General features: G+C 41.8%; 7 protein-coding genes. 5 read left to right on the top strand and 2 right to left on the bottom strand.

Annotation, left to right across the window (positions count from 1 at the left end; genetic code table 11):
• Positions 1-128: 128 nt before the first annotated feature.
• On the bottom strand, positions 129-827 hold the full coding sequence (locus tag ACP7AA_RS12960) for a leucine-rich repeat domain-containing protein (RefSeq protein ID WP_426223820.1): 699 nt from the start codon (positions 825-827) through the stop codon (positions 129-131).
• An 837-nt stretch (positions 828-1,664) separates the two neighbouring features.
• Between ACP7AA_RS12960 and ACP7AA_RS12955 the strand changes: the two genes are divergently transcribed.
• Positions 1,665-2,924: an MgtC/SapB family protein gene (locus ACP7AA_RS12955; protein ID WP_426223819.1), complete on the top strand. Its 1,260-nt coding sequence runs from the start codon at positions 1,665-1,667 to the stop codon at positions 2,922-2,924.
• A gap of 284 nt (positions 2,925-3,208) precedes the next feature.
• Here ACP7AA_RS12955 and ACP7AA_RS12950 read toward each other — a convergent pair whose 3' ends face one another.
• Positions 3,209-4,222 (bottom strand): hypothetical protein, encoded by a 1,014-nt coding sequence (locus ACP7AA_RS12950; protein ID WP_426223818.1) that lies wholly within the window; start codon positions 4,220-4,222, stop codon positions 3,209-3,211.
• Between the two features lie 449 nt (positions 4,223-4,671).
• On the opposite strand from ACP7AA_RS12950, the gene ACP7AA_RS12945 reads away from it, so the two are divergent.
• From ACP7AA_RS12945 to ACP7AA_RS12930, 4 genes are all read left to right on the top strand, one after another.
• Positions 4,672-4,938, top strand: coding sequence for a zinc-ribbon domain containing protein (locus tag ACP7AA_RS12945; RefSeq protein WP_192528748.1), 267 nt, complete (start codon positions 4,672-4,674; stop codon positions 4,936-4,938).
• A 618-nt stretch (positions 4,939-5,556) separates the two neighbouring features.
• Positions 5,557-7,359, top strand: a complete 1,803-nt coding sequence (locus tag ACP7AA_RS12940; RefSeq protein WP_426223817.1) for a ShlB/FhaC/HecB family hemolysin secretion/activation protein — start codon at positions 5,557-5,559, stop codon at positions 7,357-7,359.
• Between the two features lie 80 nt (positions 7,360-7,439).
• On the top strand, positions 7,440-15,572 hold the full coding sequence (locus ACP7AA_RS12935; RefSeq protein WP_426223816.1) for a hemagglutinin repeat-containing protein: 8,133 nt from the start codon (positions 7,440-7,442) through the stop codon (positions 15,570-15,572).
• Complete coding sequence (locus tag ACP7AA_RS12930) at positions 15,572-16,096, top strand: hypothetical protein (protein ID WP_426223815.1); 525 nt, start codon at positions 15,572-15,574, stop codon at positions 16,094-16,096. The genes ACP7AA_RS12935 and ACP7AA_RS12930 overlap by 1 nt, the downstream gene beginning before the upstream one ends.
• The last annotated feature ends 359 nt before the right edge of the window (positions 16,097-16,455 follow it).

The raw sequence follows: 16,455 nt of genomic DNA, 5'->3' as shown, positions 1-16,455 counted from the left end.
ACAGCCCTGATCTGAACCCTATCGAGAAGAAGTGGGCACAGGCTAAGTTTCTACGCCAAGGGTGGATGGAGAATAATCTACCTAAACTGTTTCATGATATGGGCTGTATCGATTTTATAGAGACTTAACTATAGATTGCCTATAGAACTTGGCAGGGTTTTGAGGTCAGAAGCACGTATCTCTAGTTTTTCAAGGTTCGTTAAGTTTGCGATACTATCAGGCAAAGCCTTTAATGATTCATTGGCATACAGCTCAATACTAGTAAGCTTGCTTAGATTGCCAATAGCGTCTGGTAAGTGATGAACCTTAGATCCCCTCATATCAAAATGGGTAAGCGATGAGAGATTACCGAGCTCATCAGGAAACCTCTCTAAGCTCTTTGAAAAAATCTTAAGCGCTTTAAGATTCTTTAACTTACACAGTACTTTTGGGAATTCAGTGAAATCGCAGTCCATATACACCAGCGTCTCTAATTTCTCTAGTTGAGCAATCTCGTCCGGCAGCTCATTAAAACCTCTGAGTCTAAGATACTTTAGATTTTTTAAATGGCCGATAGCGCTAGGTAATGGCTCAGTAGACTCACTTTCGCTTTGTAATACTGACTTATTATCAATATAACTATAACTCGTTGATTTTCCATATCCCAAATCCAGTCGCTCTAACTGGCGTAACGCTTCAGGTTCACGAGGGACGGTGCTGTCAGAGCTGCCTGCTATATTATGGTTATCAATCCAATCCCGTATCTGTGTCATCCAGTCTTCAACGCCCGTATCTTGCTTGCTATTAGTGTTGTCATCTTGGTTGGTTTTATCGCTGTATACTGTCATAAGGTTACCTTTTAATGCCTGTTAAATAATGATGGTTAAATGAGGTGAATGCATTCAAATTCTTAGCTAGTCTTATTGCTATGTGTCTAAATGTAGATTAGTTGGGCACAATAATAAAACCAAGGTAAGCCATATGCTTAACATAGCTTTGTATACCGGTGGCTGAGACTGATAAAGGTTTATGAAGCGGTTTTATGGGTTTACTTAAAAAAGCGGAATAGCAGAAAGCGCTCATAAGACTCAGTAGCTGAGTATGAGGAAAATGATTGAGAGGCTTAAAGTTTGGATGTAATTGACTAGAAGTAGTCATAAAGAAATCTCCTGTTGCTCTGTCTGTGTCAAATTGAAACGACACAGTCACCTTACAGAGCAAAAAGGAGGTGTGCGTTTTACCAGTCTTTGTTTTTCATCGCGCTGGAAGTAGCGGTAAACCCACGATGTTTTTTTATCATAACAAGCTGTTTAGCATTTGTCAAAAGCCAGATTGAGCTATTCTGAAGAAATTCTAGAGAACAATGGCAATATCTTAGCGACTGCAAAGCAGTTAAGATAGCCATGGAAACCTTATCTAACTGGCAGAATAAAGCGAATGAAGGCTATTGTATTGTGTCAGCGTGCTGAGTCTTTGATAGTACTGGGGCAGTCTGTTATAAGTGTTTCCATTAGAGCAGTCTATTTTAAGTGGTCTATTAACAGGTTTAAAGCGTAAAATGACTGGTTCTGTTGAGATATAGATCGCCAAGACAGGTGTGGTTTGATTTTTATCGTCATGCTGCGTAATCAAAATCTCCCAAGTTTAGTTATACGGATTTGACAGCAGGGGTCATAGAGAGTGGGATGAATTTCATAATAGAAAATACATTTACGATTGAACCTGTCCAAAACTTAATTACTGCATCTACTGCAGCACTAGGTTGTGGACTACTCATTGGTCTAGAAAGAGAGCGTAGCAAACAACGTGAGAATCAACACAGCTTTGCAGGTATTAGATCTTTTGCAATTTGCTCTCTATTAGGGGCAATTTGTTTTTCTTTCGGCTTGTTTATGGGACTCATAGGAGCATTGATAGTAGGGGGTATAAGTATCATCTCTATTCATAAACAAATTGAAGATCCAGGTGTCACCACTGAACTTGCTTTTATACTCACCTATTTTATAGGCGGACTATGTTTATGGCATATTCCTTATGCAGCGGCACTTACCGTCGTCCTTACTTTCCTTCTAGTGACAAAGCATTCAATGCATGGAGTAGCGGTTAGATGGATTACTGAGCGTGAATTTAAAGATGGTATCTTTTTACTGGCTTTACTTTTAATTGCACTTCCTTTAACCCCCAATAATGATCTTTGGGGTTCAGTACTAAATCCTTATATTATTTTAAAATTATTGATATTGATTTTAGCCATTCAAGCACTAGCACATATGGCAAAGAGGCTTTTACCATCACGCCACGCCATATTTTTATCTGCTTTAGCATCAGGATTTATATCCAGTACAGCCACGATTGCAAGCCTTGGAATAGAAGTTCGTCAGGGTCGTGCAGATGCAAAAGAAAATGCTGGAGCTGCCCTTATATCCTGTGTCGCAACAGTGGTACAGCTTCTTATTATTGTTGCAGGTGTAAGTTTTAGTTGGCTTAAAATCTTATTATTCCCCTCTATTATTGCCATGATAGTTTTAATTATTCCTGGGATATGGTTGATGAGAAAAACTCGATCCGAAGAGAAAGCTAAGTTAACTGATACACCCATGTTTAGTTTAAAAGAGGCAGGTATCATTGTAGTCACACTTACTATTATTCAAGTACTTGTTTATGGTTTAAGTTTATGGCTGGGTGACGCCGGTCTTATCGCAGGAACCGTACTGAGTTCTATGTTTGAGGTGCATGCAGCAATGGCTGCCGTAGTCATGCAAGGGAACCCAACTAACCCTATTTTATTGCTCGCCTTATTATTAGGTTTAGCGACACATGCAATTTCTAAATCAATTAATGCGGCAATTACGGGTGGTTTTCAATACGCACTTGCTTTTGTTCCAATCCAAATTATTCATATGATTATTTTAATTATCTTGATATATACTATGACAAATAATTAAAAAATTTCTCTACTTCATTGGTGTAATGGATATTTTTCATGCTGATACAGAGTCTAATGACATATGCACATTTACGTCAGAGCGTTTCTAAAAGTTTAAGATAAATTGCTTCACACCCTTTACATAAGGTCGAACCCATCGAAAAACCTCGAAATATCATCAACAAGTAGACTGTGACTACCTAAACAATTAACACCATTGGTATCATTAACCTACAGCCAAACATTCAAGTCCTCACTAGGGAATCGAACCAGTGAAATTACCTCATTCCAGTTAATATCTGGCTAGGGCAAAGTGTCAACTCGATCTTCCCAGCGCCTTGCTTGTTCGGCATAATCTAGATCAATGGTTTTTAACCGCTCGTATAATTCTGTTAATTCATTTGTAGCAACATAACTTCCTTGCTTGGAGAGATCTTCAAGCTCCTTAAGTTTTGGGTCGAATAGTTGGTGAATCATGTCTACCGTGGAATCATCAAGCGTTTTATTCATTCGACTGATGCAACTCTTTACTAATATAGCCTTCGTGTCCAAGTGCCCTGCTTTGAATAGCAAATAAGCAGTCACGGCTTCAACACTACTCTCAGTCTCATGCTGTAAATTAATAGGATTGTTATCACTGATATGTCTTTGTTTTTCTGTGATTGCTACCGCAACCATATAATTAAGTAATGGTGATACATCGTTAGGGCTAAAGGCTTGATGGTAGTCAACCACATAGCTCATATACTGCACGGCTTTAGCATCGTCTTTAGGTACGAATTCGCCTAAATAACTATGAACCGCCATATAGATGTATACGTTTATGAACTTGTCTGGATCGTGCTTTTTCTGTTTTACCTGTTCTACGTTTTTAATTATTTGGTCAAGTTCTTCATTATCTAAACCTTTATATTTAGAGAAGCCTTCTGGTACATCACGAATAATTATCTCCGCTATCTTGTCTAAGTCGTGTTCAAGTTGCTGGTACAGCGCAATAGCCTCTTTGTCACTACTGAATGGCTTACTGGCTTTGCATGGTTGAAAGTCTTCCACTTGAAGATCTAAGTCATTAGAATGAACTTCAATACCATTTGGCGTTTGTGTGACATTATTCAGATCAATGGAGGTGTCAGACTGTTCAACGTGCTTGTAGATGTCACAACTTGATGAGCTGTCAGTAACGCTTGATACGTTAAAAGACTGGTTAGGTGTGCTTTGAGCGATTGCCATTGATGAGAGCGTAGCAAGTACAGCAACTGACAATATAGATAAAATTAGGTTTAGACACTTATTAATATTTACTTTTTTGTTGTACATAGTGCACTTTCCAGTATATTTGATAGAGTGAGTTGTGACCATATCTTATACTTTGCAGGTTAATAACTTGGATTTACAAAACAGGGAACATACCGCACTTTCTTGTTTCCGTCTGATACATGACTAGCAATAATAGCGGAAAATTCAGCGTTATGGTTTCAGAATAAAGTGGTTCGCAAGATTTGTTCATTTCTAGCCTAATCTATGACTTTTATGAGCAGTCTACGGTCTAACTGATGTACGGCTAGAAAGTAACGAAAAGCTAAAACTTTATGACTAATTATAGTTATTTTGTGCAAACAACTACTATGGTCAATTGTTCAATAAAATAATATTTAGTTGAGGAGCCAAGAAAAAGCTTTTAGAGAGTGTTAAAAATCTTATTTTGTTATAATTGAGGAATATTAAAATTGGAATACACACGCACAAAGAGCAAAAATCGACTACTTGTGAATCCAGAAAATTGGGGAGTCAGTGAGAATACTTATGGAATAGCACCTAAATACTACTATGATTTAGTATATCCATGTTTAGATTGCAGTAAGCTCGTTATGTGGTCTGCGGAAGAGCAGAAATATTGGTATGAAGAATTAGGTAAAAATACAAATTCAAAAGCAGTTCGTTGTCAAATTTGTCGTTGTCATACTCAAGCAATTAAAGAAGAGCAAAAAAGACACATGGAGAAGTTAGAAAATCTAAAAAAAGATAAAAAATAATAGTTTTTCCACTTATGAATAATCCTTCACATTGCAAAAAACAACTCCCGTTGTCAAATTCGTATAACTAAACTTTAAATTTTTTAACCATACACTTTAATGGTAATGGCCTGTATTGACGATTCTATAGTCATTAAACTCATATTTAACACTAGCAGTTCGGTTCGTTGACAGCGCACCGAACGTATCCCCATAACGGACGTTATGGTAAATAAAAGAATCCGCTAAATATAACGCACAGTAAAATAACAGATATAGTGCCAAAACTATTTAACCAGTATTATAAAGTCCGCCTATTATACAGACACGCTTTTTGAGTAATAGGAACAGCATTTTTTGTGTGTCTACCTCAACATAACATGTCACTGACATCCATTCACTGAACTTTTCAACTAATGCTATTAGTTTTTATCATAACTTAAGCTAAAAAATATTATTGAGAGTACAACTACATACCTAAATAAGCTTATTCCTATAAAGAAGTATCCATTTAATACAAAGTAAGCACTTAAAAGTATATTAAAAACAATGAATTAGATATTAATAGACAATGCAAAAAAAGCTTGCAATGAGCTGCTATCAATAGCATAATTTTGCCACTATAAAAATGGTGGACTTATGTATACAAGTATTTTTGGTCAGAATAGAGCAGGACATGGGTGGCAGTTTTTATCGATTAGTATGGCAAGTATTTTTATGAGCATGGCCGCTCAGGCTATCACGCCTGAGCAATACCAAGAGCAGCGTAGCGAAGCTTTAAAGCAGCAACAGCTCGTTAATCCCAATGTCACGATCGATACCAACGTCTTCAAACCTGCGCCTTCAGCCTCTATCACACCTTCTGCTTCTCAGAGTGCTGACCCCACCTCTCTCCCTTGTTTTGATATCAATCATATCTATCTAACGGGCGAGCTGAGCGAGAAGTTCACTTTTGCATTGCCCCCTTTTACAATGGGTAAGTCCTCCTTACTTGGCAGCTGTTTATCCGTCAATGACATCAACAGACTAGTCACCAACGTTCAAAACCGTATTATTGAAGAAGGTTACGTGACCACTCGCGTCTTGGTACAAAACCAAAATCTAAAATCTGGCAATCTATTCCTCACCCTCATTCCTGGACGTATCGATCAGATAACTGCTGTCGACATTAAAGCCAGTCGTCCTATTTATGTCGATAGTCGCCTCAATAGTGGGGGCAACCCTGCCAACTTCGCACCTGCCATGCCAATGCGCTCCGGTGACTTATTAAACGTTCGTGATATTGAACAAGCGCTTGAGAACTTTAAGCGTGTGCCTACGGCCGATGCAGACTTCTCCATTGCGCCAAGTAGCCGTATGAGCACGCCGGGCTATAGTGATATTGCAGTCAAGTGGCAGCAAGACAAGCGCTGGCGCTTGTCTGCGTCTGTTGATGATTCAGGTCAAGAGAGCACGGGTATCTATCAAGGTAACGTTACTTTGTCACTAGACAACCCAACCTGGCATAACGATTTGTTATATCTGTCTTATAACCATGATCTTGATGGCGGTAATGACAAGAATGATGGCAGTTGGGGCTATAACGTTGGGTATGTATTGCCTATTGATAATACTCAACTGACCCTCACGCACAGCGGCTACAACTATGATCAGACGGTTGCCGGTGCCAATCAAGATTATGTCTATAGCGGTGAGTCTTATAACACGGAAGCGTTAGTTAGCCATTTGGTCCACCGTGACAATCATAGTAAAACCTACCTAAAAGTAGGTGGTTATGCCAAGCAGCAAAACAACTATATCGATGATACCGAAGTTGAAGTGCAGCGCCGTCGCACGGCAGGATATAAAGCAGGTATTGGTTACGAGACCATCATTGGTAAAACCCAATGGATAGGTGATGTGATCTATCAGCGTGGTACCGCTGCCTTTAATGCCATCAGTCCGCCTGAAGCTTTGTTTAATGAAGGCAGTGCGCGTGCCGGTATCATCAAAACCAACATTGATGTCAATCAACCTATCAAGCTTGCTGATAAAGCGCTCAATTACCATGCAGCGTTTAAAGGGCAATATGCGACAGAGGCATTGACACCCAATGAGCGCTTTAGCATTGGTGGTCGCTATAGTGTACGAGGCTTTGATGGTGAGCGTAGCTTAAGTGGCGATCATGGTGCTTTGCTAAGACAAGAGCTGAGTGCCTATCTAGGAGATAAGCCACATACAGTTTATGCGGGTATTGATGCCGGTTATGTCAAGCTCGACAATGCTGCGCAAGATGATCTACTGCTCGGTAATCATCTGGTTGGTGGAGTCGTTGGGGTTAAAGGTTATGTGACGCCGATTAGAACCAGCTATGATTTATTTGCCGGTTATCCTTTAGCTCAGCCCGATAACTTTAGTGATAAAGAATGGGTGACGGGCTTTAGCTTGGGTTGGCAGTATTAAGACTCGCCTCTAAGCGTTATCAAATTTCTTAGCTCAAAAAAATATTTGTCATAAACAATGCTATACCTAAGGACATCATTATGAACAGTGGTTGCTACCGAGTTATCTTTAATAAAGCCCGTGGTATGCTCATGGTGGTGTCTGAGGCGGCACGCTCTCAAGGCAAAACAGGCAATCCTGCTAATGGCGGTAGTGAAATAAGCCAAGTAGCAGGCGCTTCACAAACAGCTACTCAAATAAATAGCACCTATCAAGGCGGTCGGCTTATAGCCCTGCGCTCACATGTATTATTGGCGTTAGGGCTTGCCACCATCGTTGCTAGCAGCGTCAGTATCAGTAATAACGCTTATGCTGATGCCACGAGTATTGTCGCTGATCGTAACGCTGCTGCCAATCAACAAGCAACCATATTAAAGTCTTCAAACGGCACCACTCAAGTGAATATTCAAGCCCCAAGCGCGGCTGGCGTCTCACGTAACGTCTTTAGTCAGTTTGATGTCGGTGCTGATGGCGCTATTATAAATAACAGTCGCACCAATGCTCAGACGCAGCTTGCTGGTTGGGTTGAAGGTAATCCGTATCTGGCTCGCGGTGAAGCCCGTGTTATTTTAAATGAGGTTAATTCAAGTGATCCAAGTCGCCTATCAGGCTACACTGAAATTGCAGGCGGACGAGCTGAGCTGGTGATTGCCAATCCTGCTGGTATCAGTTGTGCCGGCTGCGGCTTTATCAATGCATCGCGCACCACGCTAACGACGGGTCAAGCCCTGATGGATCAAGGCAAGCTAACTGGCTTTGATGTGTCAGGTGGTAAGGTTCGTATAGACGGTGATGGTTTGGATACCAGCGGCTCTGACTACACACAGATTATAGCTAAGACCTCTGAGATTAATGCTGCTATCTACGCTAAGAATTTAGATGTCATCACTGGTAGCAATAAAGTCAGCTATGAGGCTGATGCTCAAGACACTGTCATCACTTCAGCGAATAGTAATGCTATCAACACTACAACCGGTGTGGCGCTTGATGTGTCGGCGCTTGGGGCGATGTATGCAGGGAAAATTCGTCTGATCGGCACTGAAAAAGGCATGGGTGTGACCAATGCGGGTAGCATCATTGCAAGCTCTGGTGGTCTGCAGTTAGACAATGATGGTAATTTGATCAACTCGGGCGGCCTGATTGCCAATCAAGGTAAAGTCGCTGTCAATGTTGGTAGCAACACTATCAATAACTCGGGCACTATCGCCAGCAGTAGAGATGCGGCAACGCTCAGTAGTAGCTCGCTTGATAATAGCGGCGTGATCAGTAGCCGAGGCACCTTAAGCTTGCAGCAAACAGGTAATATCAACAACTCAGGTGAGATAGCCACTGGTAGCTTTGATATAAAAGCTAACGCTCTAAACAATAGCGGTAAATTATTGCAAACTGGCAGTGGTCAACTGGCAATTGATACCAGAGCTTTGGTTAATCAACAAGGCGGTATTATCGGGCAAGATTTATATGCTGACGCCAGCATTCCGCCTACAGTCATTCCTACCAAAAAGCCACCAACAACTGCGACTAATGGCAGCAGTGTGGGTATAGATAATAACGATACGACGCAGCCGTCTGAGCCCAATCCTGTACCACCACCTGTTATCACCCGTGATGGCAGTATCAGCGCCAGTAATGTCACTAACACTGGTAGTATTTATAGTAATGGTAAAATTAACATCGCTACCGACACTGTGGTTAACCAAGGTAAATCCAGCTTAGCCGTCAGTCGCTTAGATATTGCTAATAACGGCAGCCTAACCAATAACGGTAGCCGCTTGCAGCTTGAGAACATCGACTGGCAGTTGGCAAACTTCGACAACAGTAATAGTCAGATTACCGCGACTAACACTATTAATATTCGCTCAGCGGATCAGATTAATAATACTAAAGGTACTATCGAGGCTGTCGGTAATATTAAGCTTAACGCACAAAACATGCTAGAGAATACCAGTGGTTCAATACGCTCTAATGGCACTATCACGACCCAAAGCTCAGCGTTTGATAACACTGAAGGAGAGCTTAGCAGTCAAGGGGATATCACTCTTGATAGCCGTGGTAACTTGACCAATACTAAAGGACGTATCCAAAGCGATAAGAATCTAACGATTAATGCCAAAGGCTTTAGCAATACTGATGGCACTATCATCGGTATGCAAAGTGCTGATATTAGTGTCACTGATGACATCACTATCAATAGCAGTAACAATAATATTCAAGGCAAGACTCTTGCCTTAACTAGCCAAGGCAATTTTAGCAATAGCAGCAAACTGGCGGCTCAAGACGCGCTCACTATCAGCGCCAATAGCATCGATAACACCCTTGGGGGTGAGCTGATCAGTAATGGCATAACTGAACTCAATGCAAAAACTGATATCAATAATCGCGGATTAATTAACGGCTTAAATACCTACTTAGATGCTGGCAGTACTGTCAATAATTATAGTGGTGGTCGTATCTACGGCGATCAGGTCGCAATAGCAGCTAACACGCTCAATAATACTCCGGACGTCATTACTAATACTGATAACTCAGCTCCTGCGCCTGTCATCGCGGCTCGCAATCGACTAGATATCGGCGTCACTACTTTAAACAATAATCCCAATCAGGCGCGCGCTGGTAATTTTAATACGGACTTCAATGGTCAAGCTCGTCTGCTTAGTAATGGCGAGCTGCATATTGGTGGCAGCTTAGATGCTAATCATCAAGCCATAGGCCGTGCCACTACGGTGACCAATAAAGGCGCTTCTATCGAGTCTGTCGGTGATATGACGATCAGCACAGATCTGTTGAATAACGTCAATGCGGACTTTAAAACTCAAGAATTCACCATCGAAGAGAATAAAGGAAAGCAACAATTTGCTGATGGTAGAAATAGTAAAAAGTATGATAGAAGCGAAGTCGAATTCCGTGACGATGAAAAATTAAAGAACGAAGATCTATACATAATTGCTACCAATAAACCTTTAGGCGACAGTGGTGGAGAAGATTTTTGGCGTTTTGATTTTGATGAGCGTATTACCGAAGATAGAACCGTAGTATCAGATCCCTCTAGAATTATAGCTGGTGGTGTTATTAGCTTACAAGGTAATAACTTAAACAATGATAAAAGCCAGCTTGGACTCGGTGAAGGGTTTATCATTAAGGGTGATACGGTTAAAAATGTTAGAGAGTCGGATCTACAAGGCTATAAAACTAGATATGTTGAAAATGGTAAAGTTGTTTATCGACATGTTGAATCCGACGGCTTCTTTGGTGATGATCACAAGATTGAAGAAGACTACAAAGGACCTTATGTTCAAGCCCCTGAAAAATTAGACGCTTATCAGCTACCCATCCTAAAGCAAGATAGTGACAAAGTCGTGATTTCTCATGACGTTATAGATACGGGTAGCCAGCAGATAGATAAAGGCGAAACGGATGAAATCCGTAGCAGTAGCACTGCGCCAACCTTACCCAACAGTGGCCTGTTTGGTACCAATCCTGACAGCGATGCCGACTATCTGATTGAGACCGATCCTGCCTTCGCTAATTATAAGAACTGGCTGAGCTCAGACTACATATTAGATCGTTTGCAATTTGACCCTAGTATTACTCAAAAGCGCCTAGGTGATGGCTACTATGAGCAGCAGTATATTCGCGACCAGATCATGATGCTCACTGGTCGCTATTACCTCGCCAACTACGGCGATCAAGATACGCAGTATAAATCGCTCATGGATGCAGGTGTCACTGCCGCCCAGACTCTAAATTTACGTCCCGGTATCGCTCTCACCGCAAGCCAAGTCGCTAATCTAACCACAGATATCGTCTGGCTCGTACAGCAGGACGTTGCCTTACCCGATGGCACCACCCAAAGCGTCTTAGTTCCTAAAGTCTACACCCGCCAAGCGGCGGGACAAATAGATGGCACAGGCAACCTAATCGCTGCTAATAACATCGACATGCAGCTGACAGATGACCTCAATAACCAAGGCAATATCGTTGGTCATAAACAGGTTAAGATTAATGCTGGCAACTTGACTAACCAAAACGGCGGCGTGATTGCAGGCGACTATGTTCAGATTGGCACGGTCAATGACTTAAACAACCTTGGCGGCACCTTGCAAGCGGACAACGCCATGCAGCTTGACGTTGGCGGCGACCTGAATAACCAAAGCACCACCTACAACACCGAAGCTGTTAAAGGGGCTAGTACAAGCAGACGCACAGGCATCAGCCAAATAGCCAGCATCTACGTCGGTGATGGGCTCAAAGGCAAAACGGACAAAGATGGCAACCCCCTAACGACCTTAGTTGCCACTGTTGGCGGCGACACCACCTTTGCAGCAGGTCAACTTAACAATCAAGGCGGCAGTAGCTTTATTAACACCCAAGGCGATATTAACCTTGACGCCATCAATACCAGCTACCAGTCCAATAGCATTCTTGATGACAACAACTACTACAACCAAGGCGCATCCGCTGACATCGGCAGCCAAATCAGCAGCAACAATCACCTTATCATCAAAGGCAACAACATCAGCGGCACTGCCGCCACTATCAACAGCATCAATGGTGGTGTTGGTATTATTGCCGACGGTAATGTCAACTTCTATGAGGGGCGTAGTAAACAGAACCTAAGCAGCGCCGTCAAAACCACAGACAAAGGCACCTTTAGCACCACCACCACTCAAGATCGCTTTGACTCTCAGAGTGATAACTCTATCGCCAGCAACATTGAAGGCAACACCGTCGGCATTGCTGCTGGCAACAACATCGGCCTAAGAGGCACTAACATTGCCAGCAACTTCGGCACTCAACTCACCGCTGCTGGTGACATCGACATTCTAGCCGCGCAAAACATTGCCAGTCAAAGCAGCAGCTCTCAAGAGAAGAAATCAGGACTATTTGGCGCTCAAAGTGGTATGGGCTTCACCCTAGGCAAACAGCAAACCGATGAGAGCAACAGCAGCACCGAGCTGACCCACACCGCAAGCCAAGTAGGCGCCATCGACGGCAACGTCATCATTGACGCTGGTGGCAGCTACCAACAAACCGGTAGCAATATCATCGCAGGAATGGGAGCTGACAGCGACAAAGACACTAGCAATATCAGCAACGCCACTGATCGTGGCAACACCGTCATCCGTGCCAAAGACATCAACATCGATAATATCATGGACGTCCATACCAATCAAAGCGAGCAGAAGTTTAAGCAAACGGGTCTTAGTGTAGCAATCTCCAACAGCCTCGTAGACAGTGCCAAAAGCATCAACAGCTTAGTGGACGCAGGGGGCAACACCGACAGCACGCGCATGAAAGGCATGGCAGCCGCTGCTGGTCTGATGAAAGCCAAAGCATTGGCTAAAGAGGCCAATAGCGCGGGTTATGATTTACTCGATGGCAACCTAAAAGGAATAGGTAATACTCGCATACAAGGCACCATCGGCACACAAAAGAGCCAATCTAATAGCTCAAGCTATAACGAGGTTAACCAAGCCTCTACCATCACCACCAACAATCTTGCCCTTATCGCCACAGGCGGTGGTACTGATAGTAATATAAACATCAACGGTAGCAATCTAGACGTTAGCAACAACGCCCTATTCCAAGCGGACAATGACTTCAACGTTAATGGCGGGGCACAAACAGGTCAAACGCGCAGTACCAACTCAAGCTCAAGCGCGGCTATAGGCGGTTATGCCAGCTTTGGCGGACAAGGCCCTAGCGGCGGCATCACTGCTAATGCTAGCAAAGGCAAAGGCTATGCTAATAGCAACTCAGTCACTTATGCTAACAGCCAAATCAAAGTCGGTGGCACCAGCACCTTGCATATAGGCAATGACGTCAACATAAAAGGTGGCGTGTTTGATACCAATAAAGCCCAAGGCAAGATAGGCGGCAACGTTAACATCGAATCGCTACAAGATACCGCCACTTATGACAGTAATCAAAAGAACATGGGCTTTACCCTTGATGTGGCTTTAGAAGGTGCAGGGTCTAGTCTCTCACTCAATGGCGGTAAGACCGACATCAATGCTGACTATAAAGCGGTGGGCCAGCAGTCAGGGATCTTCACAGGGGATGGCGGCTTTGATCTAGAAGTTGAGGGTAAAACCAGTCTTATTGGTGGAGCGATTACAACCACAGACAAAGCCCTGCAAGCAGGACTCAATAACTATGTCAGCAAAGGCGGTATTACCACTCAAGATATAGAGAACAGCACAAGCTATGAGGGTGATGCGATCTCTGTGGGCTTAAGTGTGGGTAATACTACAGGTAAACCACAAGCTAATAGTAATGGTTTAGGCTATGGCACAGATAGCGACAGCGATAGCAGTATCACTAAAGCAGGTATTACGGGCATCGCAGGCAACAGTGGTATCACAACGGACAATCAGGCCGAGTACGCGGGAGCCCTTGACAATGGGTTTGATGCAACAAGAGTTAATGAGGAGCTAGGAGCACAAACAGAGATCACCCAAGCCTTTGATCAAGAGCGGCGTAAGATTAAGACTGAGCTGAATGCTAAAGAGAAGGCGCTTCGTGATGAAGCGGAGGAACAAGGACAGCTAGGTAATACAAATGCTAGAGACAAACTTATAAAACAAGCGGATAAAGTACAAAACCAAGGCTTACTGTTTGATGCCATCTCTGGAGCTATTTATGGACCGAATAGCAATGGCGCGACAGGATATGTGGCTAAAGCCGCAAGTCCATTTGTCGCTAGTCAGATTGGGACCTATTTTAAAGCAAATGAGGTTGTTAATAGCATAGATGGTGGCGATCGATCAGAACAAGGTAGTGCTGCTCATATATTAGCTCAAGGTATATTAGGTGCAGCTATCAGCTATGCTACTGGTAATGATGCCTTAACAGGTGGTGTTTCAGCTGGTACAGGTGAGGCTACAACTCCTTTAATTTCTAAATTCATCTATGGTAGTAGTGATCCTACTAAGCTAACTCCAGAGCAGAAAGATACAATTAGCGCTATTACTAGTGTTCTGGGTGCTGGTATTGGTGCGACTACAGGTAGTGCTAATGATGCAGCTAATGCCGCTGAAACTAGCAAGGTTGCAGTTGAGAATAATTACTACTATGCGGATCTTAAAAATATACATAAAGCTTCGAAAAAAGAGGTAGAAAGAATATATAACATTCAGAAGAGCTCATTTGAAGGTAAATGTAGGTCTGCAGGTGGCGACTGCAATGATGTTATCGGTAAAATGCTAAACTTCGTTGAAAATCCGTATGTTAAGAAAAACTATGTGAATCTAAGAGCTCAAACGTTAGCCAAGCTAAAAAGCAATCCTGAACTAATAATCACCTATCTTGATAGTGAAAATTTTAAATTAAACAAAGCAGATCAAAGTGTTTTAAATACTCAGCTTAAGCCAATACTACAAGCTACTGGTGGTGGCTTTGGAGTTGCAGGTTCAATTGGTGGTACTGTATATGCTTGTGCACAGACAGCTGGACTTGGTTGCTATGCCGCTGCTATTGCAGGATCGACAGGGGCAACTAGCTCTTTTGATCATATTAAGACTGGATTTAACAACTATGGCAAACCGCTTAGCCAGCAAAGTTCAGGTGAGTTGATTAAAAACTTGAAAAGCATAGGGTTTACAGAAGAAGGTGCTAGAAACATACAGTTAGCAGCCGATATTCTTGGTACTGGTGGATTAGGATATACAGTAGCTGCTAAAAATGTTTCTGGCAATGCAGGTAGATATGCTACGTCTAGTACAAATGTTGCTCAAAACACTAGACCCAATTTTATCTATAATGACCGGCTACAATTCAGAGAAGAACTCGCTCGAAAAGCTGGTATTCCAAGAGATTTAGAAAAAAGTCCTGCAAATATTTGGGGTTCTGATATTAGTAAGATTAAAGAAAGTTTTGAGATGGAGCGTGCCTCGCTAGTTGTAAGAGAGCCAAAGGCTGGAAAACACTCTGGAAGAAGCCATTACTATGATATAGAAGGTCACAATCTTTATAAGGAAGTGGAATATCATCCAGGAGGCGGCAAGCATGGCGATGAAACATATTATAAACTTGTAAAGCATGATGGTACACAAATAAGAGTTATTGATCCTACTAAACCCTTTGACACTGGTACAATTGCACCAAATCAAGTATATATGAATCCTCAAGGGCAAGTCATTATTAAGAAAAATTATCAATGGGTAGTTAAGTGATGAAAATAGAACCAATACTAGATGCAGAGATTATTCCAGGTGTTCAGGCAGGCGGTATTGAACTAGGAATAAGTTTTGAATACTTTAAAAGAAATACAAAACATATTTATAAAGTTAAAAAGAATGAGTGTAATGTATTATCAACCAATGGTTTATGGTTTATTTTTCATAGAAATGAAATGAGTGTAGATGGTACTTATATAAACGAAATTTATTGCTACTGGGATAATAATATAGTCTTAGAGTTTATTGGAGATGTACCCCTATTAACTGATATTCATGTGATGAATGAATACTCGGGATGCTTGTTAAAAACCTTAAAAGTAGGTGATAGACTTGATTTTCTGAAGTATAAGCTGGGTTTTGATTTTTATTACGGGTATGGAGATGCTCACTATTTGAAGCCGAATCCATTGGAGTCAGAAGATATAATAGAAGGAGTTTATATTAATACAGATTATAGATTACCTTATTCGAATGAATATAAAGATCATATTGTTAAATCAATTACGGTATATTTATAAGTATTACATTAAAATCCTATAATATATTTTCATTGCAATATTTATAGTGAATTGAAATAACAAAAAAAGCTACGATACCTGAGAGGTCGTAGCTTTTCTTATTTATATGAACAATGACACCGCCACCTATGATAATGTTGTATTAAAAATGGGGTGTTTACATTATAAAAGGATCTGGCACCAGCCTCTCCGTCAATGGTGGCAAAACCAATCTCACTGCTGACTCTAAGATCGTCAATGTGAGCTATGCTGAAGAAACCGTACACCTAAACTTGGTAAACTAAGCGTATTAATCGGAGTTTATCATGACCAAGAAAGTAAGAAGCTACAGTGACGAATTTAAAGCCGAGGCCGTCAAG

Origin of the sequence: Psychrobacter sp. DWR1-2-3, assembly GCF_049896465.1 — a bacterium.
In the GTDB taxonomy this organism is placed as follows: domain Bacteria; phylum Pseudomonadota; class Gammaproteobacteria; order Pseudomonadales; family Moraxellaceae; genus Psychrobacter; species Psychrobacter maritimus.
Note: the sequence above shows the minus strand (reverse complement) of the source record. Positions and strands in the feature narration are given on the sequence as shown.

Coding starts and splice junctions, on each gene's coding strand:
- ACP7AA_RS12955 (WP_426223819.1), top strand. CDS start 1,665: ATGAATTTCATAATAGAAAATACATTTACGATTGAACCTGTCCAAAAC.
- ACP7AA_RS12935 (WP_426223816.1), top strand. CDS start 7,440: ATGAACAGTGGTTGCTACCGAGTTATCTTTAATAAAGCCCGTGGTATG.
- ACP7AA_RS12940 (WP_426223817.1), top strand. CDS start 5,557: ATGTATACAAGTATTTTTGGTCAGAATAGAGCAGGACATGGGTGGCAG.
- ACP7AA_RS12950 (WP_426223818.1), bottom strand. CDS start 4,222: ATGTACAACAAAAAAGTAAATATTAATAAGTGTCTAAACCTAATTTTA.
- ACP7AA_RS12960 (WP_426223820.1), bottom strand. CDS start 827: ATGACAGTATACAGCGATAAAACCAACCAAGATGACAACACTAATAGC.
- ACP7AA_RS12930 (WP_426223815.1), top strand. CDS start 15,572: ATGAAAATAGAACCAATACTAGATGCAGAGATTATTCCAGGTGTTCAG.